This window comes from Bacillus sp. RE35 (assembly GCF_052146655.1).
Lineage (GTDB): Bacteria > Bacillota > Bacilli > Bacillales > Bacillaceae_G > Bacillus_A > Bacillus_A cereus.
Genome location: NZ_CP197377.1, coordinates 3617653 through 3639914 on the forward strand (window position 1 = coordinate 3617653; position 22262 = coordinate 3639914).

Below are 22262 nucleotides of genomic sequence, written 5' to 3' on the forward strand. Positions count from 1 at the left end.
TTTCACGAAATAATGAATTTTTCATTTACAAAAAAGAAATGTGCTCTTTACAAATGTATGGTACAATATACGGGAAAAACTCTTTTTACCCTTTATCAACACATTTGAATAAAGGAGACTGAACTTATGGTTACTACATATCTTTTATTTATCGTTGCCTACTTACTTGGCTCGATTCCATTTGCACTAGTTGTTGGAAAAATCGGCTACGGAATCGATATTCGTGAGCACGGGAGCGGTAATCTAGGCGGAACAAACACATTCCGCACATTAGGGAAAAAAGCAGGTTTTACCGTTACAATTGCTGACATTTTAAAAGGGACATTAGCAACAAGTCTACCAATGATTTTCGGATTAGATATTCATCCACTATGGTTCGGGTTAGCGGCTGTTCTTGGACATGTCTATCCAATCTTCGCGAAATTCCGCGGTGGTAAAGCAGTTGCAACTTCTGCTGGGGTGCTATTATGCTATTCACCAGTTGTTTTTGCAATATTGGCTGTTGTATTTTTCACCCTTTTATTTACAACAAGATACGTATCACTTTCTTCTATGGTAACAGCAGTTGTTGCTGTTATTGCATCCATTGTTAGCGGGGATAAAATCTTCATTATTGCGATGTGTTTATTAGCAGGTATGGTTATTTATAAACACCGTGCAAATATCGGACGAATTATAAATAAAACTGAACCAAAAGCAAACTTTTCAAAAAAGCAAAAATAAGATCGTAACCCACATAACGCAAAAAGAAAACGTGAAGCATATTAATAGCGTCTTTTTGCGTTATTTTTTATACTAAAGAAAAAGCAACATAATTTGGAGGAACTATACATGAATCTTTCCGTAACAAAAGAAGCAGCACAATGGTATAAAACTGAATTAAACTTACAATCAAATGAAACACTACGCTTTTTCGTACAATACGGTGGTTGCAGTACTGTGCAAAAAGGACTTTCTTTAGGTATTCGTAAAGATGATCCTGCACATCCTGCTGTTCAAATTCAAGAAGAAGGTATTAATTTCTTTATTGAAGGCGATGATGAATGGTTCTTCGATGGACATAATTTATCTGTTACACTTAACGAAGGTGACGACTTCCCACAATTTAATTATGAAAAATAAAAAAACGTGGCTTCTGCCACGCTTTTTTATTTTTTCTTAATTTCCTCATATTTCGCATACCACTCAGGATATAACTTTTTAAATGATACAGGGCGGAACCCTTCTTTTTTCGCACAAATATTCGTTGTGCTTGCAGTAATACACAGTTCACCATCACCATTATATATTTCATATCCATATACAACGCGAAGTGGGCTCACAGTATCTACCCATGTTTTTACGCTTGCTTTTTCTCCGTAACGCATCGCTTTACGGTATGAAATTTGTAAATCTAACACAGGAGAAATAATTCCTTCTTTCTCCATTTCAACATATGAAAAACCTAAATCTTGTATAAGTTTCGTGCGACCTAACTCAAGCCACACTAAGTAGTTTGAATGGTAAACAACACCCATTTGATCTGTTTCCGCATAACGGATTTCAACTTCATGTTCTGCTACAAACATATGTATTCGCCTTCTTTCACTTCTGCTACCTTGCATACATTTAATCATAATACAGTGACATCAAAAATAAAATAAAAATAGTGAATCTTTTCCCGAAAGGAGCAAGCATATGATTCAAATTGTAACGGTTCGTAGTGGTGATAGCGTATATAGCTTGGCATCAAAATATGGATCAACACCTGACGAAATAGTAAAAGACAATGGATTAAATCCAGCTGAAACGCTCGTTGTTGGTCAGGCACTTATCGTTAATACGAAAGGGAATAATTATTATGTACAGCCTGGTGACAGCCTATATCGAATCTCTCAAACATATAATGTCCCCCTCGCTAGTTTAGCTAAAGTTAATAATTTATCTTTAAAATCTATTCTCCATGTCGGACAACAATTATACGTACCAAAAGGTACAAAACGAACTGTAGAATCCATCGCTTATTTACAGCCTTCCACTATACCGATTAAAGAGAGTTTAGTTAATGCTACACGTGCCATCAATCCATTTTTAACATACTTAGCTTATTTTAGTTTTGAGGCAAAAAGAGATGGCACATTAAAAGAACCTACTGAAACAGCTAAAATCGCTAATATTGCAACGCAGGGTAAAACAATCCCTATGCTCGTTATTACAAATATTGAAAATGGTAATTTCAGTGCCGATCTAACATCGGTTATTTTACGCGATGCAACGATTCAAAACAAATTTATTACTAACATTTTGCAAACAGCTCAAAAATATGGCATGCGAGACATTCATTTCGATTTCGAGAGTGTAGCACCTGAAGACCGCGAGGCGTATAATCGCTTTTTACGAAATGTAAAAACACGCTTACCTAGCGGGTACACATTGAGCACAACTCTCGTACCGAAAACAAGTTCAAATCAAAAGGGAAAATTTTTCGAAGCTCACGATTATAAAGCGCAAGGGCAAATTGTTGATTTCGTCGTCATTATGACATATGACTGGGGATGGCAGGGCGGGCCACCGATGGCGATTTCTCCTATCGGTCCGGTGAAAGAAGTACTTCAATATGCAAAATCTCAAATGCCTCCCCAAAAAATTATGATGGGGCAAAATTTATACGGGTTTGATTGGAAGCTTCCATTTAAACAAGGAAATCCACCCGCAAAAGCAATTAGCTCTGTCGCAGCTGTTACACTAGCTCGTAAATATAATGTCCCTATTCGTTATGATTTCACAGCCCAAGCTCCTCATTTTAATTATTTTGATGAAAACGGCGTGCAACACGAAGTTTGGTTTGAAGATTCACGGTCTGTTCAAAGTAAATTCAATTTAATGAAAGAACAAGGTATAGGTGGTATTAGTTACTGGAAAATCGGTTTACCATTCCCACAAAATTGGCGTTTACTTGTTGAAAACTTTACGATTACGAAAAAGGGCTGACAAAAGTCAGCCCTTTTTGTATATTTTGTTAAGATTCATCTTTGATTTCACTTTTTAATGAGTCAATACTTTCTAAACGTCTTTGATTTTTTGCTTCAATAGCAGCACGATCTTTTTCATTAGAAAGTTCCGCTGTTTCTTTTGCTTCATTAAAGTTATCAACTGTATTTTGCACCATTTCTTGTAACTTTTCAGCGTTGTCACTTCGATTATCTGGATTTGGCATGTACTTCCCTCCTAATATTGTATATACACACCATCTTAAATTACCTATCTTTCCTCAAATTTATACATAAAAAAGGAGAATGTAATATTCTCCTTTTCTTTAACCATTATCAACAATCGGTTGTTTACCTGTTTGATCTTGCATTTGCTTTCCTTTATTTCCACCAGCTTTTTTTGATTGTGTTCCAATATGATTCGGTGCAAAGTCTTTTGAATTTTTTTTCGGATTACCCATTACTATCGCCTCCTTAACACTAGTATCGTACTAGTGTTAAGAATTATTCAGCTTGCTTAAAAAGTTTCATTTCATAACGTTTTTCAATGCGCTCTTCAATGCGATCAATTGCCTCACGATCGCTTAATAATTGTTGTTTATTTTCATTTACAAGTTCTTCAAACGATTTACGGCGACTTCTTCTCATGTTGTTCACCCTCTCTCCTTCGCTTTCTTATTACATAGTATGAGCAAACAAAAAACTCTTTAATCAGATTTGCAAGAAAATTTTATGTTTTAGTACTCCTAAAAAAACTCCGTGTACAATATATTGCACACGGAGTTTTTCATACCATAATATTTAAATACTCTTTCAACTTTTCATCTGCATTCATTTCATTTTCTTTATAATCATGAAGCGCCTGTAATACAAAATCATACTGTTCTAAAATATAACTTTCTAATCTCATAACATCCTCTAAGCTATTAAGCATAATTCTCGTATTACCAACTTCACTTTTTAACGCTGGTTCACATTTTAAGCTTGTACATATTTCTTTCACATCTTCTTCTAATATCTCTGTTAATACATATTTCTTTCGCCCTTTTACCTTTACTCTCATAACTGGATAAAAAGCTTTTATATCTAAATAACTTCCTACGTTCATACAACGTAGCCATTCTACATTCCGTTTATTACATGCAAGTATTTCTTTCACCGCTTCATATACCGCAGTTTCATCAAGCATAGCCTTATTTACTTTTCGTTTCCCTTCTTCTTCAATAGCTGCACACTTTTGATAAACAGCAGCACACGTAATGCAATCGTCAAATGCATTATGAGAGCTTAAACGAATTCCAAGCATTCGTTTTAACGTTTCAAGTTTATGATTAGGCGCATGCTTCATGTATTTCTTCGCTAAAAATACAGTATCAATTACTTTATTTTTAGGTTCAGGCAACCCAAGCATATTTACATTACTTTTCAAAAAGCGCATATCAAAAGAAGCATTATGGGCCACAATAACATTTGTATGTAAAAATGCTAAAAATAAAGGTAACACTTCTTCAATCGTCGGAGCATCTGAAACGCGATAATTAGTAATACCTGTTAAACTCGTTATTCGGTCCGGAATTGGCCGCTCTGGATTCACGTATGAAACAAATTGATCTACTAATTCATGATTACGATATTTCACTGCTGCAACTTGAATAATTTTATCATTATAAGGGTTAAATCCTGTTGTTTCAAAATCAATTACAACATAATCTAACGGTAAGGATACATTCCCCACTCCATACACTCCTTTATCTCTAAACGGTTATATTTCTTACATCATATCATGAAGTGATTACTACTTGAAAAAGAAAAGGCAGAAATGGGAACTCTCCACCTCTACCTTTTCACCATTATTTTAATTTAGCAACTCTTTTCTCCATCTCTTTTTGTGTCATCGGCCCAATAAACTTATCTTGAATGACACCTTTTGTATCTATAAAATACGAAGTTGGAATCGTAATTACTTTATACGCTGTTGTCACATCAATGTTCTTGTCCAATAAAACAGGAAAAGTAATTCCTTTTTCTTTAATAAAATTGCTTACCTTCTCTTCCCCCCCACCTTTTTCTGAAGGCGTATAATTGACCGCTAAAATTTCTACGTTCTCTTTATGTTCTTTATAGAAAGCCTCCATATCAGGCATTTCTTGTTGGCAAGGTCCACACCACGTTGCCCAAAAGTTTAAAATCACTTTCTTTCCTTTTAAATCTGATAGCTTTACATTCGTTCCATCTAACTTCGTTAATTCGAAGTCTGGCGCACTCTTCCCTATTTCAATACCATTCCTTGCGATAATCTCTTTCATCGCAGCTTCACTTTTTTCTTGCTTCACTTTTACCGCCTGCTCTTTATTACCAAACTGTTCATAAGCTGCATATCCCGCTAAACAAAGTAACACTACAATAATCGTAAGCTTCCGCCACATTTTATATCACCCTAACGTATTATCTTCTTTTAACACATTCATCAAAATACTATATACCTTATTTTAGCTTATACGGACAAGCTTGGAAATATTCACATTCTAAATAATCAGAATTTTTATAACTATGATGAAATATTTACCTTTCCATCATATAATTAGAAATAAATATAATATTTTACAATGAAAGGAGCTCTCATGAATTTATTTGAAAAAATACTTCTATATATTCTTAGTTTTATATTTTCCCCAATCGGAATTATCACATGGATTATCTCACTATTTAGTAAAGATCCTGAAAAAAAACAAGTTGGACGTATTTGTCTCTATATCGCATTAATCTCATTTATCCTTTGGGCAGGCCTCGGCATTATTACTTTTTTCACGATGACTACCATTACTACTATAGAATAGTTATAGAAAGGATGATTATTTTGGGAGAACACCCTATCACCAAAGAGCTACGCTATATACGAATATGCTTAGTTATTTTAGTAATCGTTCTTTTATTTTTCAACAGTGAAAAAGTCGTTGAAATTTCTACAAATCATGATTCCATAGAAAATGTTCCCACCAGTAATATGACACAAATTGCGGAAAATACATTCGCTATTCAAGAATATAATCCATTACTAAGTAGCGAACATACAATTAAGATTTTCAAATATAATCCAGATACAAATCAACTTACTCTCGTCAAAGAAGTTAATTCTAGTGATCCGAATTCTTATACTTATCAACTTAATGAGAACGAATAAAGTGAAACTTTAATCAGCCCTCACCAATCGGGCTGCCCGGCAAATAGCGGAATAAAGATAAGGGCATTACATATCTCTTATCTTTTTGTTTGCAACTCTTTGTACAATGAGTTGCAATTTAATAATTCTCTAGGATTCCCACATTCCACAATAGTCCCATTCTTTATGACAACAACACAATCTGCTATCATCGCTCTCTCTACATCATGTGTTGCCACAATTCTCGTTACATTTCTCCCTATCCCTTCAATTATATTCCAAACCAGTTCTTGATTGCCTGGATCTAACCCAGCCGTCGGTTCATCTAAAATAATAAGAGTTGGATTTGATACAATCGCTCGCAATAATGCGAGACGTTTTCTTTCGCCTCCTGAAAGCTCTTCACCGCTTTTATGTAGCACAGTTTGACTCCCTTCAGGTAACCCTCTAATAATCGGCGTTACATTTATAAGTTCACTATTTTTTTCTAACTGATTTTCTAAACACTCTTCCCCGAAATACATATTCTCTGTTACCGTCGTTCGGAAAAAACGTGGTTCTTGCCAAACTGTAGTCATACGAGCTTCATTACCATAATAAGCAATGCTACCGTTAGATGGTTTATACAAGCCCGTTATTAACTTTAAAAGCGTTGTTTTTCCTGCACCGCTTTCTCCCACAATAATAACGAGTTCACCAGGACGAATTTGCAAATCAATATTACGAATTCTGCATTTCTCTTCGTCATTCTCCTGAAATGAAACATTTGTTATCCTGATACCCATCGCTCTTTCTACATTGTTATCTGCTGCTCGTTTATTTAAAAAGCAAAAAGTTCTATTTGCCGAAGCGACTGCAACTTGTGTCATTATTAATAAATCGCCTACATAACGGACAGGGAAAAAGAGCATCTCAATTGTCGCTAACACTGCAATGAGTGAACCAACTTCTATTTCTCCCCTCATTATTTTTTGTGCACCTATAATGAGAACAAGGATATATGCTCCTGTTTCAATCACCGTTCCAACTACTCCAATACAATGTTGCATCATCGTCTTCTTTACTTCCGATTTATACGATTGTGCCGTTACTCTTTTAAATAAGCGAATTGCCCATTTTTCTTTTTGTAAACTACGTAAATCTTGTACTCCTTTTACAAACTGTGACACCATCTCTACGACACTTGACTGATTTTTTTGAGCAATGCTTGCGATATTTCTTACCTTTTCCCCAAACAACATCGGAACTGTTGCACTTAAAAATAAAAACGGAGTTATCCACAATATGAACTGTATATCTATATGTTGTAGTGCTATGAACGCACCTATAAATTGCGCAATGGCATGTATATATTCTATTAATATAGAACTATATAACCTAATCCAATTCGGAATATCAGATACAACTAGCGTCTCTAACTCTCCTTGTTTAATTTTCTCACTCTCTTCAAACGGTAATAGGAAAAAATGGCGCAATACATCTATACGCTTCTCTCGTAATATTCGCTGACTCGCTTTTGAGCTTATATAATCAAATGAGAGGTTGTTCACCCACATCAACAAGCGGCAAACTGTAAACAAAGTAATGTAAAAATATGCTCCCTTCAACTCCCGTTGAATCAAATTATCTACAATTAGTCCCATGAATAGTGGCCGAGATAAATTTAAAATCGCTGCAAAAAGCCCACTACATACAGCTGCTATTACTAATATTTTTTCTTTCTGTAACGGTAACAAAATTCTTTTATATTCTTTCATGACGTTTCCTCCATTTTTTCACAGTAAAAAGAAAGGGATGAAACCAAATGGTTTCATCCCTTTCCATAAAATAAGGAAGCTAACAGTTGTTAGCTTCCTTCTCGTTCATTTCAATTATTTAGTTTGACACTTTTGACTCTTCAATTTTCTCACGAAGAACCATTTGCAGAATACCACCGTGACGGTAGTAATCAATTTCAACTTCACTATCGAAACGAGCTACTACTTCAAATTGTTTTTCGTTGCCATCTAAATCAGTTGCAACTACTTTTACAAGATCACGTGGTCTAACTGATTTGTCGATTTGAATTTCAAATGACTCGTTACCAACAAGACCTAACGTTTCAGCACTTTCGCCATCTTTAAATTGAAGTGGTAATACACCCATTAACACTAAGTTACTGCGGTGAATACGTTCGAAGCTTTCTGCGATTACTGCTTTAATACCTAATAAGTTAGTACCTTTCGCAGCCCAGTCACGAGAACTTCCCATACCATAATCTTTACCAGCAACAACTAGAAGACCTGTGCCATCTTCTTTATATTTCATAGCAGCATCATAGATTGATGTTACTTCACCAGTCGGCCAGTATGTTGTATATCCGCCTTCTGTTCCTGGTGCAATTTGGTTTTTAATACGGATGTTCGCGAATGTACCACGCATCATAACTTCATGGTTACCACGACGAGAACCGTAAGAGTTAAAGTCAACTGGTTGTACGCCGTTTTCTAATAAGTAGCGTCCAGCTGGTGTGTGCTTACCGATTGAACCTGCTGGTGAAATGTGGTCTGTCGTTACAGAGTCACCAAATTTACCAACTACGCGTAAGCCTGATAACGTTTCAACTTCACCTGGTTCTTTAGATAAACCTTCAAAGAATGGTGGGTTTTGAATGTATGTTGAATCATTATCCCAAGTATATAAAGCTTCGTTTGAAGTTTGGATTTCATTCCAACGCTCATTGCTATTAAATACTTGTGCATATTCTTTCTTGAACAGCTCAGATGTAACAACGCTTTGAACTACATCTTCAATTTCTTTAGCTGATGGCCAAATATCGTTGAAGTAAACAGCATTACCATTTGCATCTTTACCGATTTCATCATTTTTCAGGTCAATATCAACAGTACCTGCAAGTGCATATGCCACAACAAGTGGTGGTGATGCTAAGTAGTTCGCTTTTACAAGTGGATGAATACGACCTTCAAAGTTACGGTTACCAGATAAAACAGATGTTACTAATAAGTCGTTTGCTGCGATTGCTTCTTCTAATTCTGGCGCTAATGGACCAGAGTTACCGATACAAGTCGTACAGCCGTAACCAACTGTTTGGAAACCTAATTGGTCTAAATATGTTGTTAAACCTGATTTATCTAAGTACTCAGTAACAACTTTAGATCCTGGTGCTAATGATGTTTTTACGTACTCAGGTACTACAAGTCCTTTTTCAATTGCTTTCTTCGCAACTAGACCTGCTCCAATTAATACGTATGGGTTTGATGTATTTGTACAGCTTGTAATTGCTGCGATTGCAATTGCACCTGTTTTCATCGTTACTTCTTTATCTTCTAATGTAACCTTCACTTCTTTATCGAACTCTTGCTCATTAAATCCAAGTCCTTGTGTTCCAACTGGTGCTACAACAGCTTTGTGGAACGCATCTTTCATATCTGAAAGTGGAATTAAATCTTGTGGGCGTTTCGGTCCAGAAAGGTTAGATTCAATTGTATTTAAATCAATTTCAACAAGATCAGTGTAAATTGGATCTTTGCTGTCTGCTGTATAGAATAAGCCGTTCGCTTTACAGTATTCTTCAACAACGCGAATTTGTTCTTCATCTCTACCTGTTAAACGTAAGTATTCTAATGAAATATCATCGATTGGGAAGAATCCACAAGTTGCGCCATATTCTGGTGCCATGTTTGAAATTGTTGCACGGTCAGCTAAAGGCATGCTCTTTAGTCCATTACCGAAGAACTCAACGAATTTACCAACTACACCTTTTTGACGTAATACTTGTGTTACTTTTAATGCAACGTCAGTTGCTGTAGTACCACTTGGAAGTGTACCAGTTAATTTTACACCGATTACTTCAGGTACTGGGAAGTATGAAGGCTGTCCAAGCATTCCTGCTTCTGCTTCAATACCACCAACGCCCCAACCAAGAACGCCGATACCGTTAATCATTGTTGTATGTGAGTCTGTTCCAACTAATGAATCTGGGTATGCAACTAAGTCACCTTCAGCATTTTTCACCGCGTGAACAACTGGTGCTAAATATTCAAGGTTTACTTGGTGTACAATACCTGTAGCTGGTGGAACTGCGCGGTAGTTATCAAATGATTTCTGTGCCCAGCTTAAAAATTTATAACGTTCTTCATTACGTTTAAACTCTAAGTCCATGTTGAATGCAAGCGCGTCTGCCGTACCCGCTCTATCAACCTGTACAGAGTGATCGATTACAAGGTCTACAGTAATTTCCGGATTAATTTTATCAGGATCCCCACCCATGTCTGCCATTGCTTTACGAAGCGAAGCCAAATCAACAACAGCTGGAACACCAGTGAAATCTTGTAAAATTACACGAGATGGTTTAAATGGAACATCGATATCTTGCACATCTTTCGTTCCCCATTTCGCTAAATTTGTAACATGCTCTTCTGTGATTACACGTCCGTCTACTTGACGAAGTACTGATTCAAGTAAAACTTTCACGGAATATGGTAATTGAGATACGTTGCCAACCCCTGCGTTTTCAAGCGCTTTCAAATCATAATAATGATACGTTTTTCCATCTACTTCAAAAGTTGCGCGTGATTGAAATGGATTATGTTTGACCATTATGTTTCCCCCCTGTTAAACGTGACTAAGTTGTCTGAATATAAAATGTAGACAAACTTTTCAATACCTTACGATAATATCTTATTACAACTTTCTAAATAAGTAAATAATAAGAAACTTATAGATTATCATAAGTTTTCTTTATGTTTCTAAATTTGAATAGTGTTCATGTTCCTTATGAATACTATTACCATAAAGTAAAGTGCTCTATTAGCGCTTTCTTTACAGTTCATACATACTATGAACTGCTCATCATGCAACTTACAAAAAAAGTTATAGAGGTGAAATAAAATGGGTAAAAGAAAAGCAAATCATACTATTTCAGGAATGAATGCGGCATCTGCACAAGGACAAGGTGCTGGTTATAACGAAGAGTTTGCAAATGAAAACTTAACTGCTGCAGAACGACAAAATAATAAGAAACGCAAAAAGAACCAGTAACGAAAAATCCCAAAAGGAGCATTCACCTTTTGGGATTTTTTCTAATGTTTATAACGTAACAATTCCGAAACCGTTACAAATCGATAGCCCTGCTTTTTCAGTTCAGGTAAAATTTTTGCTAGCGCTGCTACTGTTTGACTACGATTATTTCCACCATCATGTAACAATACAATATCACCACTTTTTGCATTTTTCACTACATGATTTACAATGGATTCAACCCCTGGATTTGCCCAATCACGTGGATCTTGATGCCACGACCATAGAACAGTTTGATAACCAGCTTCTTTCGCTGTTTTAAATACAGCATCGTTAATATATCCACCCGGTGGACGGAATAGCAAAGGTTCTTTCACCCATTTTTCGAAAAATTTCTTTCCATCTAAAATATCATTTTCTAATTTTTCATCTGATGAATTACTCGCATACAAATGATTCATCGTATGATTTCCAATTTCATGTCCCTCTTTTAACACTTGTTTCACTAAATATGGATTACGCTGAACCCGAAATCCAATCATAAAAAATGTCGCTTCTGCTTTATATTGACGTAATAAATTTAAAATTTGTGGTGTATAAGTTGGATCCGGTCCATCATCAAATGTAATAGCAATAATCTTTTCATTATTAGGTACTTCCCATGTTACATAGCCAGTTGGTTCTAGCTCTTTTCTGAGCAACATTTTCGCTTCCACTTTTTCAACTTGAAATATATGTACTGCGCATAATAAAGAAAAAACGAGTAGAAAAATTTTCTGTTTTAGCATAATATTCGTTAAAGTAATGAGGTTGTCGAATACACAACAACCTCATTTACTTTTCTAATTGATCTACATGCTGCATAATATTTTGAAGGTTATTTTCGTATTGCTCAAGTTGTGGGCGTTGTGTTTCTGAAGCTACTTCTAGTGCATTTTGAATTTGTTCATACGCTTCCTGAACCTCTTGGCGTAATTCTTTTAAATCATGACCGTAGTTTGGATCATTTTTTACAATGTTGTTAAATGCATTTTCTGCTTGTGTAACACCTTGCTGAGCTGCTTGAAACGCTTGTTGTTTATCTTTATGATATGGCATTATATAATCCCCTTTCCATAATAGTTAGTCCCATTTATCTTTACCTTTTTTTCTAAAAACATTCTCGTATAAATTTGCAAACTTCTCTCATTCTAAAGAGGAAGAGGAGGTGTCACATACAATGGGAAAAAACAATCGTGAAGCGAAAGAAAAAAAAGGACAACCTGAACCATTAAGCGGATCTCATAAAGTAAAAAACCGTAACCATTCACGCCAAAAACATCATGCGCATCATGATATGTAAAACAAAAAGTGCACACTAGCTATCTTTTCCACATACAATGTTTATATTTTTCCATTTATTCTTCACCCCTACTTCATTCATGCATAACATAGTATGAATTGAGATTTCACGGAGGGTGTCTTACATGGGCAAGAAAAAGAAGGATTGTCTTTTTCATGTTGATGGTTTCGAAGAATGGATGGATCAATTTTGTTCTGACTCTTGTAGTAACTTTAGTTTCCCAAATCAAATTCATATTGACCTTTGCGAAACGGAACAAGAATACATTTTGGAAACAGATGTACCAAATGTAACTGAACAAAATGTAGTCATTAAAAAGATGAAGACAGGCCTAACCATTTGCATACTTCATAATAATATTTCTTTACAGCGGATCATTCCTTTACCCGATAATATTATTTATAAGAAGATGCTAGCCTGCTTAGAAAATGGATATTTAGCCATTCATATTTCCAAAAATGAAGTTGCTGATAAGCATGAAAAGAAAGTTCTTTTTTCAAATTAAGAGTTAATATAATACACACTAAGCCCCAGTTGGTTACTGGGGCTTATGTTATTTCGCATGCATTTCTATATTAGAATTTCTATCATATCTTTTTTTCGATAAACCTTTTGTAACTAAAAGCACAGGAAATGCCACAGTTGAAAATATAGCTAGTGCTGAAAATATTGCAAACCCATTTTGGTACCCGTAGTAATCGAGAAGTACTCCTCCAAACCACGGACCTATTACTGCTCCAATTCCCGAAAAACCCATCGCACCGAAGTATGTTCCTTTTAGATGCGCAACAGCAATATCATCAATAAATACATCCGTCATTGAAAACATTAAGACTTCTCCAATTGTAAAAATAATTGTACAGACGGCAGCACCTAGCATAGATTCTACTACTCCAAATCCAAACAATCCTCCGCTCACAAATAAAGTTCCAACCATAATGGATGCTAATGGTGTGTATTTTTTGCACATTTGAATAACAGGGTATTGGATAATCACTACAACAATTGCATTTAAAGCGAGCATATATGAGAATAGCTTCACTCCATCCTCAAATATATGTGCATTTGCAAAATATTGAGATACTGTCGTCGTTAAATGTGAAAAACCGCAATTACTCAAAATAATACCGACTAAAGCAACTAAAAATACTATATCTTTTCGCAATATACGCATTGCATTTAACATTGTAACAGGTTTTTCTGTACTCACTTTCTTTTTTTCCATTGGATACTTCTTAAATTGGAACGCTAATATAGCTGTATATAGAATATATACCCCAGCTGCTACTAAAAAAGGAATTGTTGATTTTGCACTTCCAATCTGTAATCCAACAATTGGTCCAATAGCAACTCCAACATTTATTGCACCGTATCGTAAGTTATAGACGAGTAACCGATACTCAGGCTTTGTTAAATCTGATAATAATGCTCTTGATGTTGGCTCAAAAAACGACCTACATAATCCATTTAAAGCGTTTAATAAAAAGAAAATTAAAACATGATCCGCAAGTGAAAAACCTATAAACACAAAAATCCAAACGATCATGGACCAGAGCATAATCGTTTTCCGGCCAAATCGATCTGATAAATTCCCTCCGATAAAACTAGCAAAAACACCAACAAGTGCACTCGTTCCGATAATAGCACCAGTCATTCCAGCTGATACACCTTTAACAGTCGTTAAATAAATCGCTAAAAAAGGGATACTCATTGAAGTTGCAAACCTAGCAAACAATGTCCCTAAAATAATACTCATTCCAAGCGGATGAATATGCTGTAACTTCCCCTTCATCGTTAAACCTACTCTCTCTATTTTCACAAAAAAAGAAAGCAAAGGATCTGCTTTCTTTTCCTTTTTCTATACTTGAGCTGTTGATACCCGAGTTGTTCTCGTTATGTCCATATCAATTCCATATGTGAACTGTAATTCTTTACACACATCTTTAATTAAGATTGCGACATTATACTTTTCATTAAATTGTAAAACTATGTTTTCTACTTCTTCATATGTATACTTATATTCCCCTGTAATGACACTTTTTAGATCAAAGCATTCGTTAATACAAAGTTGTACAAGTAGCTGGTCATATTTCTCTATTACATCTTCTTTCTTCCAAAGTAACTCTTTTACATATAATCGATCAAACTTCACACTTTCTCGATTACAATCCGTTAAAATCCGGGTCATTTCGTTTAATTCTCGATATAATTCGGAAATATTTCTACTTAAACTAAGCAGTTTATCTACGCCGTTTTCATATAACATATTCATTCCACCCCCGCATTTTCTTTTTCTTATTATAGCAAGAAAATTCTAAAAATAGTTTCTTTCTTCTGAAATATTAGGAAACTAATTTCAATTGCTTTACAATGAAACTAGTTAATGCGAGAGGAGAAAGAAAATTGGAGCACAAATTATATTACACTGACGCTTATAAGCAAGACTTTACTACTAAAATTATAAAGCAAGATTATGATAAAGGCGGTAACTTATACGTTGTTTTGAATGAAACAGCATTTTATCCGACAGGTGGCGGACAACCATATGATACTGGTACATTAAATGATATCAATGTAATCAATGTAGAAGAGATAAACGGAGAAATTCGTCATTACATTGCAGAACAATTACATACAGAAGACGTAGAAGGTAAAATCAATTGGGAGCGCCGTTTTGATCATATGCAGCAACATGCGGCTCAGCACATTTTATCTGCTGCCTTTTGGGACCATTTTAACATGCCTACAATTGGATTCCATCTTGGTAAAGAAACAGTAACAATTGATTTAGAAACAGAAAATCTTCATGCAGAAACGGTTGAAAAAGCAATACAAATTGCAAACAAAATTGTTTTTGAAAACCATCCAATCCGCATCCAGTGGATGAACTTAGAAGAAGCGAAAACGTTGCCCCTTCGTAAAGAACCGACTATGACAGAAAATATACGCGTTGTTATGATCGAAAACTTTGATTATAACGGCTGTGGCGGAACACACCCGAAACGTACTGGTGAAGTAGGTCCTATTCAAGTTCTTAGCTGGGAACGCAATAAAGGTGGCATACGACTAACGTTTATCGCTGGCTGGCGCACACTTAAATTAATAGGGCAGCAACAACAAATTATGAAGAATGTCTCCAAACAATTAAACAGTAGCGAAACTGATATTCCAACAAAAGTGGCGCAACTGCTTACTTCTCAAAAAGAAAACGAAAAAGCAATACAAACAATGAATGAAAAATTATTATTTGCAGAGGCAAATGAACTACTTCAACACCCTACGGAAATACATGCCGGCATACTTATTTCTAAAGTATTTACAAATCGTTCTATGCAAGAAATCGCAAAGCTTTCCGCTATTATTACAGAACAACAAGAGCATGCAATTACGTATTTCGTCATCGAAAATGATGACAAACTACAATGTATTCTCGCTTGCGGAAAATCAGTATCACTCGATATGAATGCTCTTTTAAAAGACGCTCTTCCTACAATCGAAGGAAAAGGTGGCGGAAATAAGAAGAGTGCTCGCGGTGGCGGGAAAGCAATTATGAGCGGAGATGAATTTTTAAATCAGCTTGTTTCTTCTTTACAGTCAACAGTTTAAAACATGTTATGAAGGATAGCGAACGGCTATCCTTCCCCTATATTTACAGACCTATATTTTGTTTCAAACCTTGATAACTCCCTGCATTTACAAAACCTTCACTTATAAGATTGATAAAAGTTTCCGAAAAACCATAATGACTTAAATCTTTAATCGGCACCATTTGCACATCATGAATTGGATTATGATCAAACTCGTTAGAAGGTAGCATAATTTCACCTTCAATCCTTTTAAGCAAAAACGTTATATGTAATAAAGACGGGCGAGCATCTGGTTTATCACAAACATAGAGTAGCTTCTGAATGTTAACTTCTAACCCTGTCTCTTCTCTCATTTCTCGAATCATTGCTTCCTCTAACGTTTCGCCATTCTCTGCTCTTCCTCCAGGTAAAGACCAATTTCGATTAGCCACTTTTTGCTTTACTAGCAATACCTTTTCATCTTCAATTAAAATTCCTGTAACACGAACTTGCATTACATTTTCCATATGCAATCTCCTCTTCCCATTATATTTACAAATTAACCCTTCCATAAAAAGAACATATGTTTTATAATTGAAGAAAATTATGGAAGAAAGTAGTTGTTACATTCATGCGTCCACCTTTAACAAAGTCTATAGCAATTGAAGATTTCCAAAACTATTATTGGCTAAAAGCAGAACTCCAAACATTTTGTCGTGAGAATGGGTTGCCAGCTAGTGGCTCTAAGATCGAAATAACCGATTGTATCTCACATTATTTAACTACTGGTAAAATATTAAAAAACAGCTCTGTTCAAAAGGTGAGTAAAGCTTCCCTATCCTATAAAGACCTTTCTCTTCAAACGATTATTACTAACAATCACCGCTGTAGCGAAGATGTTCGTGCTTTTTTCAAAGAAAAAATCGGAACAAACTTCAGCTTTACAGTAGCTCTTCAAAAATTTTTCAAAGAGAATGTTGGAAAAACATATGAAGACGCGATAGCTTTTTGGCATGAAGAAAACGAACGAAAAAAAGACCCTACATACAAAACAACTATCGGTGCACAATTTGAATACAATCGCTTTACTCGTGACTTTTTCGAAGATCCAAATAATAAAGGGAAAGCAAAAGCTGATGCGATTGCTGCTTGGAACGAAATGAAAGCGAAGCCTGGTAGTAATGTTTATGTTCCTCAAAAAGTAGAAAACTAGTTACCTCGCTAGTCTTCTATTTTCTCAAATAATAGCGCCATCCCTATCCCGCCTCCAATTCCTAATGTAGCAATTCCATATTTCATAGACTCTCTTTGAGCCTGATAAAACAAACGTGTTACAAGCATAGCACCAGATGCACCGTACGGATGACCGAGCGCAATTGCTCCACCATTTACATTTACTTTTTCGTACGGAATTTGTAACTCTTTTGCGCAAGCAACAACTTTTGAGGCGAATGCTTCATTTATTTCAAAATAATCGATGTCCTCTACTTTTACATTCATTTCGTTTAATAATTTGTTCACCGCAAATATCGGACCAGTCCCTGGAAGCTTGGGATCCACTCCCACTACAGCACTACGAACGAAACGAAGGACAGGTTTATAACCTAACTTTCGAGCTTGCCCCTCTTCCATTACAAGAACGGCACATGCTCCATCATTTACACCACATGAATTCCCCGCCGTTACTGTACCATTTTGTAAAAATGCAGGTTTTGTTCTTTTAATCATTCGTTCATAATTCATTTCTAGCTTTATAGATTCATCTAATACTCCATTAAAAGACAATATTTCATCATATATAAATCCTTTTTCTAATGCTTGCAGTGTTCGTCTGTAACTGAGGCAAGCATACTCGTCTTGCATTTCTCTCGTGATGTTATAACGTTCTGCAACATATTCAGCCGCTACTCCCATGTCAGGATCACCAATTGTTTCAGGTGAAAATCGTGCTCTTTTTTGAAAAGGTGACGTACTTGTACTCTCTACTCCCCCGGCGATATAACACTTACCTGCCCCGCCTTGAATGAGATAACACGCAGTTCGAATTGCTTCTAAACCAGCACCACATTGCCGATCAATCGTTACACCAGGAATATGATAGCCAAGTCCCGCCTCTAAAGCAGATAGTCTCGCAACATTCCCTCCTGGCCCAACAACATTACCTAATATGACATCATCTATTTCCCTCTCAATCCCTTTACTTAAAAACGTAAGAAGCGGCGTTGTTAATTGCTGAACTTCATACTCTTTTAACATCCCATTCTTCTTACCAATAGGTGTTCTTTTCGCCTCTACAATGACTGCTCTATTCATATATTTTCTCCCGGTTTTCAATCATACTTTTTGCTTCCATACGAGCGATTTTCCCACTATTTGTATAAGGTATTCCATCTACAAAATGCCATTCTTTCGGTATTTTAAAAGAGGATAATCTCTGTAAGCAAAAACTCTTTAATTGTTGTTTCGTAGCACTTCCTTTTACGATCGCGACGGGCTTTTCACCCCAGTAACTATCTTTCACACCAATTACAACTATTTCATCAACAGCTGGGTGTTCATGTAATACACTTTCTATTTCTTCTGGATAAATATTGATTCCTCCAAATAAAATCATATTCTTCTCTCTACCAACAATATATATAAAGCCTTCTTCATCTTCATAGCCTACATCTCGCACTGTCATCCAACCTTCTGCATTCAACTCCCGTGTTAAAACCCCATCTATTATGTATCCCATAAAAAACTGATCACTTTTCACATAAACAGTTCCTATTTCACCTTTTTGTACTTCTTCGCCTGCTTCATTACATATTCGAACTTGCACATTATGACAAGGTTTTCCTACTGAATTTGGCCTTCTTTCGCTTTCTGCATCGACTAGTGCTGTTACAAAACTTAACTCTGATGCACCATAAAATTCATATCTTTTCGCATAAGGAAATATATTCTTTATTTTTTCTTTCGCTTCAGCTTCCCATTTCGCTCCTGACGAAATAATTTTCACTTTATTTTCTATTAATCTACTTTCTTTATATAAAGATTCAAGCATTGTCGGAACTGTATACATAACTGATATATTTTCAGTTTCTAACTTATCTAATACTTGATTTGGAAAGAACTTTCTCATAATGTGCACTGTTTGTCCTACATATAATGCACTTATTGCCCCGTATAAGAAAAGAGAATGAACGAGCGTCCCAGCTATTAAAATTGAATCCTCCCTTTTCATATGAAAGTCATGTACATTACAATCAAAACTATGAACCCACGATTGCTGTGCACGTAAAAATGCTTTTGCTGTTCCTGTTGATCCTGATGTAAATCCCATATAAAAAGGAGCATGTTGTACACTTTCTACAGTGGAATATGTAGGAAGATATTTCTCTATCATTCTTTTCCACTCATCAATTTCAATTACTCTTCCTTCTTCATCCAATAGATCATTCACCTTATATCGTTCTGTCACAATCATATCCGGATTACTAATTTCAATTCTTTCTCTGAGCTCATCTTGTTTCCACTTTATATCTAACGGAACACAAACCCACCCGGCCATAGCGGCACCAGAAAATAGTTGTAAAAACTCTATATGATTTTCTAATAGGATTGCTATCGTTTTATTCTTCGATTTTTTTTCATTTAACCAGCTTGCTACTTTACAAACTGATTCAAACCACTCTTTATATGTTAAAACTCTATCATTTTCCTTTATCGCTATTTTATTTGGTTGTAAAGAGGCATGCTTTTTATATTCTTTTGTAATCCCCATATGAGACGTCCTTTCTTTACAATAATAATAAAAAGAAACACGCAATTAACGTGTTTCTTCCCTTTATCATCCCGCATTTGTATATTTTCCATTCTTTAAAGCGGGCGTAATAATATGTTTCAATGAACGATGTAATTTTGTTACGAGAACTGCCGCAATAATTGCTTTTATACAATCCCCTGGTAAAAACACAGCACTCACTTTCATTGTCTCCCATACAGAAACATCCATTAAGAACGCTTGTACAGTAATACCAAATACATAAACTACGAAAATACCACCAATTATATTAATACATAATACTTTTATAATAGAAACTTCACGTAAACGCTCAATTAAATAACCAATAACAAACGCCCCAATGATGTAACCAAGTAAATATCCTGCACTTGGTCCAACAAATACACCAAGGCCACCGCGTCCACCAGCAAGCAATGGTGCTCCAACTCCTACAATAAGTAAGAAAATAAGCTGACTTAACGCACCTAGACGTGATCCTAACAACCCACCCGCAAGCATAACACCGAGTGATTGCAATGTAATTGGAACTGGTGTAATAGAAAGAGCAATCGGAGGTATTAACCCTAACACTCCCATAATAGAACTAAATAAAGCGACAAAAACTAAGTTTTTTGTATTCATATTTGCTTCTCCTATTTGTAAACTTAAAATTTATTTTAGGTAACATATCACAAAAATCATATTATCTTTCCATTCTTCTTTTGTCAACCATTAATGTATTAGAGTTTACAAATAGAAGTTCACTTATTTCTCTCTATGCAAATGCTCCAGTTCTTTCCGAAGCGCCTGTTTTAAAAACTTCCCAACAGATGTTTTCGGTATTTCTTCCATAAAGACAATATCGTCTGGCAACCACCACTTCGCAAACTGTGGTTTTAAAAACTCATATATTTCTTCTTTTGTAACCGTACTATTTTTCTTTTGAACAACGCAGGCAATTGGTCGCTCTTGCCACTGAGGGTGAGGAACTGCAACGACAGCCGCTTCAAATATAGCATCATGTGCCATTAAAGCATTTTCAAGATCGACCGAAGAAATCCATTCTCCCCCGCTTTTAATAACATCCTTCGTACGGTCAACAATTTTCACGCAACCTTCCTCATCCACTGTGACAACATCACCAGTATATAACCATCCATCGCGAAAACCTTCGACAGTACGATCATCGTTATAATAGCTTTCAGCGATCCAAGGTGCTCGTAAACATAGTTCTCCCATCTCCGTACCGTCCCACTTCACTTCACCATTTGTACCGACTACTTTCATCTCTACACCAGGGACAAGATACCCTTGCTTTGATCTAATTTCTAATTGCTCTTCATACGATAATTCTGTTTCATAACTTTTTAAACGTGCAAGTGTTACGAGTGGGCTTGTTTCGGTCATACCATATGCATGGATGAAAGGAACATTGTGTTTCTGTTCAAATGCTTTAATAACACTTTTCGGTGCGGCTGCACCACCACATAGTATTCTCGTCATACTAGATAAATCATAACTATTATTTTCTAACTCTTGTAATACACCGAGCCAAATTGTCGGCACACCGGCAGCTAACGTCACTTTTTCAGATTGGATCATTTCTAATAAAATTTTCGGCGTAAACATCGGTCCTGGAAGAACTTGTTTTGATCCAAACCAAGTAGCAGCGAAAGGAAGTCCCCAAGCATTCACATGGAACATCGGTACAATTGCCATCGCCGCGTCACTTTCCGATAAAGCAGCTGTATCCGCTAAACCGAGTGCCATGCAATGCAGTACAGTACTACGATGCGTATATACAACACCTTTCGGATTTCCTGTAGTCGCTGACGTATAACACATACCAGCTGGTGTATTTTCATCAATATCTTTTACAAATTGGAAATTGGGATCGCCTTCTTCTAATAGCTTTTCATAATGATATACAGGCTTCAGCGTAGTGTTTGGGAGTTCATCTTTATCAGTCATAATAATGTAAGCTTGTACAGTTGATAATTGTGATTGAATATTTTCAACAAGCGGTACGAGATCTTCATCTATAAGTAGAATTCGGTCTTCTGCGTGCTGAATAATGTATGAAATATGTTGAGGAGATAAACGAATATTAATTGTGTGTAAAACGGAAGCAATACCAGGAATAGCAAAATACGCCTCCACATGTCGATGATGATTCCACGCTAACGTTCCTACACGTTCGCCTTCCTTAATCCCAAGCTTTTTTAACGCACTAGAAAGTCTTCTCGTCCTTTCTCCTAGCTGCTTATACGTTAATGTCGTAATGGTATCATGTGTACGAGAAACAATTTCTTTCTTTGAGAATAACTTTTCTGCTCTTTCCATCATAGAACTAATTGTTAGCGGTACATTCATCATCATATTGGTTACATCCCCCTTTAAAGCGTTTTCATTTTTTCGTTTATTATAACAGACTTCC

Annotated in this window: 27 protein-coding genes; 10 read left to right on the top strand and 17 right to left on the bottom strand. The window is 35.8% G+C overall.

From position 1 onward, the window contains the following. Positions 1-126: 126 nt before the first annotated feature. Both plsY and ACTL4X_RS18345 read left to right on the top strand, forming a co-directional pair. Positions 127-723, top strand: coding sequence for a glycerol-3-phosphate 1-O-acyltransferase PlsY (plsY, locus tag ACTL4X_RS18340; protein WP_000258974.1), 597 nt, complete (start codon positions 127-129; stop codon positions 721-723). Positions 724-831: 108 nt separating this feature from the next. Further along, positions 832-1122, top strand: a complete 291-nt coding sequence (locus ACTL4X_RS18345; RefSeq protein WP_001054455.1) for a HesB/YadR/YfhF family protein — start codon at positions 832-834, stop codon at positions 1120-1122. A 26-nt stretch (positions 1123-1148) separates the two neighbouring features. Here ACTL4X_RS18345 and ACTL4X_RS18350 read toward each other — a convergent pair whose 3' ends face one another. Further along, positions 1149-1568 carry an acyl-CoA thioesterase gene (locus ACTL4X_RS18350; RefSeq protein ID WP_000495817.1) on the bottom strand — a complete coding sequence of 140 codons (420 nt, stop codon included), beginning with the start codon at positions 1566-1568 and terminating at the stop codon, positions 1149-1151. 109 nt (positions 1569-1677) lie between these two features. On the opposite strand from ACTL4X_RS18350, the gene ACTL4X_RS18355 reads away from it, so the two are divergent. Beyond that, positions 1678-2970, top strand: a complete 1293-nt coding sequence (locus ACTL4X_RS18355) for a glycosyl hydrolase family 18 protein (RefSeq protein ID WP_000614866.1) — start codon at positions 1678-1680, stop codon at positions 2968-2970. Positions 2971-2998: 28 nt separating this feature from the next. Here the strand turns inward: ACTL4X_RS18355 and tlp are convergent, their stop codons facing one another. The 5 genes from tlp to ACTL4X_RS18380 form a co-directional block, all read right to left on the bottom strand. Beyond that, on the bottom strand, positions 2999-3196 hold the full coding sequence (gene tlp, locus ACTL4X_RS18360) for a small acid-soluble spore protein Tlp (protein WP_001133511.1): 198 nt from the start codon (positions 3194-3196) through the stop codon (positions 2999-3001). A gap of 99 nt (positions 3197-3295) precedes the next feature. Next, positions 3296-3430, bottom strand: a complete 135-nt coding sequence (sspN, locus tag ACTL4X_RS18365) for an acid-soluble spore protein SspN (protein WP_000527987.1) — start codon at positions 3428-3430, stop codon at positions 3296-3298. A 43-nt stretch (positions 3431-3473) separates the two neighbouring features. Beyond that, positions 3474-3617 carry an FbpB family small basic protein gene (locus ACTL4X_RS18370; protein WP_001254703.1) on the bottom strand — a complete coding sequence of 48 codons (144 nt, stop codon included), beginning with the start codon at positions 3615-3617 and terminating at the stop codon, positions 3474-3476. 139 nt (positions 3618-3756) lie between these two features. After that, a complete protein-coding gene (locus ACTL4X_RS18375) occupies positions 3757-4704 on the bottom strand; it encodes a 3'-5' exonuclease (RefSeq protein WP_000528757.1) in 948 nt (315 codons plus the stop codon). A gap of 115 nt (positions 4705-4819) precedes the next feature. Beyond that, the gene (locus tag ACTL4X_RS18380; RefSeq protein ID WP_000269085.1) at positions 4820-5395 is read right to left on the bottom strand and encodes a redoxin domain-containing protein; all 576 of its coding nucleotides are present in this window, start codon (positions 5393-5395) and stop codon (positions 4820-4822) included. 195 nt (positions 5396-5590) lie between these two features. Here ACTL4X_RS18380 and ACTL4X_RS18385 point away from each other — a divergent pair, with 195 nt between their 5' ends. Both ACTL4X_RS18385 and ACTL4X_RS18390 read left to right on the top strand, forming a co-directional pair. Beyond that, positions 5591-5806, top strand: coding sequence for a hypothetical protein (locus tag ACTL4X_RS18385; protein WP_001047912.1), 216 nt, complete (start codon positions 5591-5593; stop codon positions 5804-5806). An 11-nt stretch (positions 5807-5817) separates the two neighbouring features. Further along, positions 5818-6150: a YmzC family protein gene (locus ACTL4X_RS18390; RefSeq protein ID WP_074555548.1), complete on the top strand. Its 333-nt coding sequence runs from the start codon at positions 5818-5820 to the stop codon at positions 6148-6150. Positions 6151-6227: 77 nt separating this feature from the next. On the opposite strand, the gene ACTL4X_RS18395 is transcribed toward ACTL4X_RS18390, so the two are convergent. Continuing rightward, positions 6228-7886 carry an ABC transporter ATP-binding protein gene (locus tag ACTL4X_RS18395; protein ID WP_033695656.1) on the bottom strand — a complete coding sequence of 553 codons (1659 nt, stop codon included), beginning with the start codon at positions 7884-7886 and terminating at the stop codon, positions 6228-6230. A 118-nt stretch (positions 7887-8004) separates the two neighbouring features. Then, positions 8005-10728 carry an aconitate hydratase AcnA gene (gene acnA, locus ACTL4X_RS18400; RefSeq protein WP_000238564.1) on the bottom strand — a complete coding sequence of 908 codons (2724 nt, stop codon included), beginning with the start codon at positions 10726-10728 and terminating at the stop codon, positions 8005-8007. Between the two features lie 291 nt (positions 10729-11019). Here acnA and sspO point away from each other — a divergent pair, with 291 nt between their 5' ends. Next, complete coding sequence (gene sspO / locus ACTL4X_RS18405; RefSeq protein ID WP_000518051.1) at positions 11020-11169, top strand: acid-soluble spore protein SspO; 150 nt, start codon at positions 11020-11022, stop codon at positions 11167-11169. 41 nt (positions 11170-11210) lie between these two features. Here sspO and pdaB read toward each other — a convergent pair whose 3' ends face one another. Together pdaB and ACTL4X_RS18415 are read right to left on the bottom strand one after the other, a co-directional pair. Then, positions 11211-11936 carry a polysaccharide deacetylase family sporulation protein PdaB gene (gene pdaB / locus ACTL4X_RS18410; protein ID WP_002041622.1) on the bottom strand — a complete coding sequence of 242 codons (726 nt, stop codon included), beginning with the start codon at positions 11934-11936 and terminating at the stop codon, positions 11211-11213. A gap of 46 nt (positions 11937-11982) precedes the next feature. Then, entirely contained in the window at positions 11983-12246 is a 264-nt protein-coding gene (locus ACTL4X_RS18415) for a hypothetical protein (protein ID WP_001146294.1), read from the bottom strand. A gap of 121 nt (positions 12247-12367) precedes the next feature. On the opposite strand from ACTL4X_RS18415, the gene ACTL4X_RS18420 reads away from it, so the two are divergent. Then, positions 12368-12490: a small acid-soluble spore protein P gene (locus tag ACTL4X_RS18420; RefSeq protein ID WP_000517649.1), complete on the top strand. Its 123-nt coding sequence runs from the start codon at positions 12368-12370 to the stop codon at positions 12488-12490. 124 nt (positions 12491-12614) lie between these two features. Next, positions 12615-12995, top strand: coding sequence for an Hsp20 family protein (locus tag ACTL4X_RS18425; protein WP_000516748.1), 381 nt, complete (start codon positions 12615-12617; stop codon positions 12993-12995). 48 nt (positions 12996-13043) lie between these two features. Here ACTL4X_RS18425 and ACTL4X_RS18430 read toward each other — a convergent pair whose 3' ends face one another. Together ACTL4X_RS18430 and ACTL4X_RS18435 are read right to left on the bottom strand one after the other, a co-directional pair. Beyond that, complete coding sequence (locus ACTL4X_RS18430) at positions 13044-14282, bottom strand: MDR family MFS transporter (RefSeq protein ID WP_000676808.1); 1239 nt, start codon at positions 14280-14282, stop codon at positions 13044-13046. Positions 14283-14348: 66 nt separating this feature from the next. Then, entirely contained in the window at positions 14349-14756 is a 408-nt protein-coding gene (locus ACTL4X_RS18435) for a hypothetical protein (RefSeq protein WP_000965149.1), read from the bottom strand. Between the two features lie 137 nt (positions 14757-14893). Between ACTL4X_RS18435 and ACTL4X_RS18440 the strand changes: the two genes are divergently transcribed. After that, positions 14894-16096: an alanyl-tRNA editing protein gene (locus tag ACTL4X_RS18440; RefSeq protein WP_151639600.1), complete on the top strand. Its 1203-nt coding sequence runs from the start codon at positions 14894-14896 to the stop codon at positions 16094-16096. A 43-nt stretch (positions 16097-16139) separates the two neighbouring features. Here ACTL4X_RS18440 and ACTL4X_RS18445 read toward each other — a convergent pair whose 3' ends face one another. Further along, complete coding sequence (locus ACTL4X_RS18445) at positions 16140-16583, bottom strand: NUDIX hydrolase (RefSeq protein ID WP_000432568.1); 444 nt, start codon at positions 16581-16583, stop codon at positions 16140-16142. Between the two features lie 104 nt (positions 16584-16687). Here ACTL4X_RS18445 and ACTL4X_RS18450 point away from each other — a divergent pair, with 104 nt between their 5' ends. Then, positions 16688-17269 (top strand): DUF6434 domain-containing protein, encoded by a 582-nt coding sequence (locus ACTL4X_RS18450; protein ID WP_086401146.1) that lies wholly within the window; start codon positions 16688-16690, stop codon positions 17267-17269. Between the two features lie 8 nt (positions 17270-17277). Here the strand turns inward: ACTL4X_RS18450 and ACTL4X_RS18455 are convergent, their stop codons facing one another. The 4 genes from ACTL4X_RS18455 to ACTL4X_RS18470 all read right to left on the bottom strand — a co-directional run bounded on the left by ACTL4X_RS18455 (position 17278) and on the right by ACTL4X_RS18470 (position 22204). Continuing rightward, complete coding sequence (locus ACTL4X_RS18455; protein WP_086401145.1) at positions 17278-18369, bottom strand: acetyl-CoA C-acyltransferase; 1092 nt, start codon at positions 18367-18369, stop codon at positions 17278-17280. Next, positions 18362-19825, bottom strand: a complete 1464-nt coding sequence (locus ACTL4X_RS18460) for an acyl-CoA synthetase (RefSeq protein WP_000513152.1) — start codon at positions 19823-19825, stop codon at positions 18362-18364. Before ACTL4X_RS18460 ends, ACTL4X_RS18455 begins: the two co-directional genes overlap by 8 nt. Before the next feature lie 66 nt (positions 19826-19891). Then, complete coding sequence (locus ACTL4X_RS18465; RefSeq protein WP_001093334.1) at positions 19892-20467, bottom strand: biotin transporter BioY; 576 nt, start codon at positions 20465-20467, stop codon at positions 19892-19894. A 123-nt stretch (positions 20468-20590) separates the two neighbouring features. Then, positions 20591-22204: a long-chain fatty acid--CoA ligase gene (locus ACTL4X_RS18470; protein ID WP_000980172.1), complete on the bottom strand. Its 1614-nt coding sequence runs from the start codon at positions 22202-22204 to the stop codon at positions 20591-20593. Between the last annotated feature and the right edge of the window lie 58 nt (positions 22205-22262).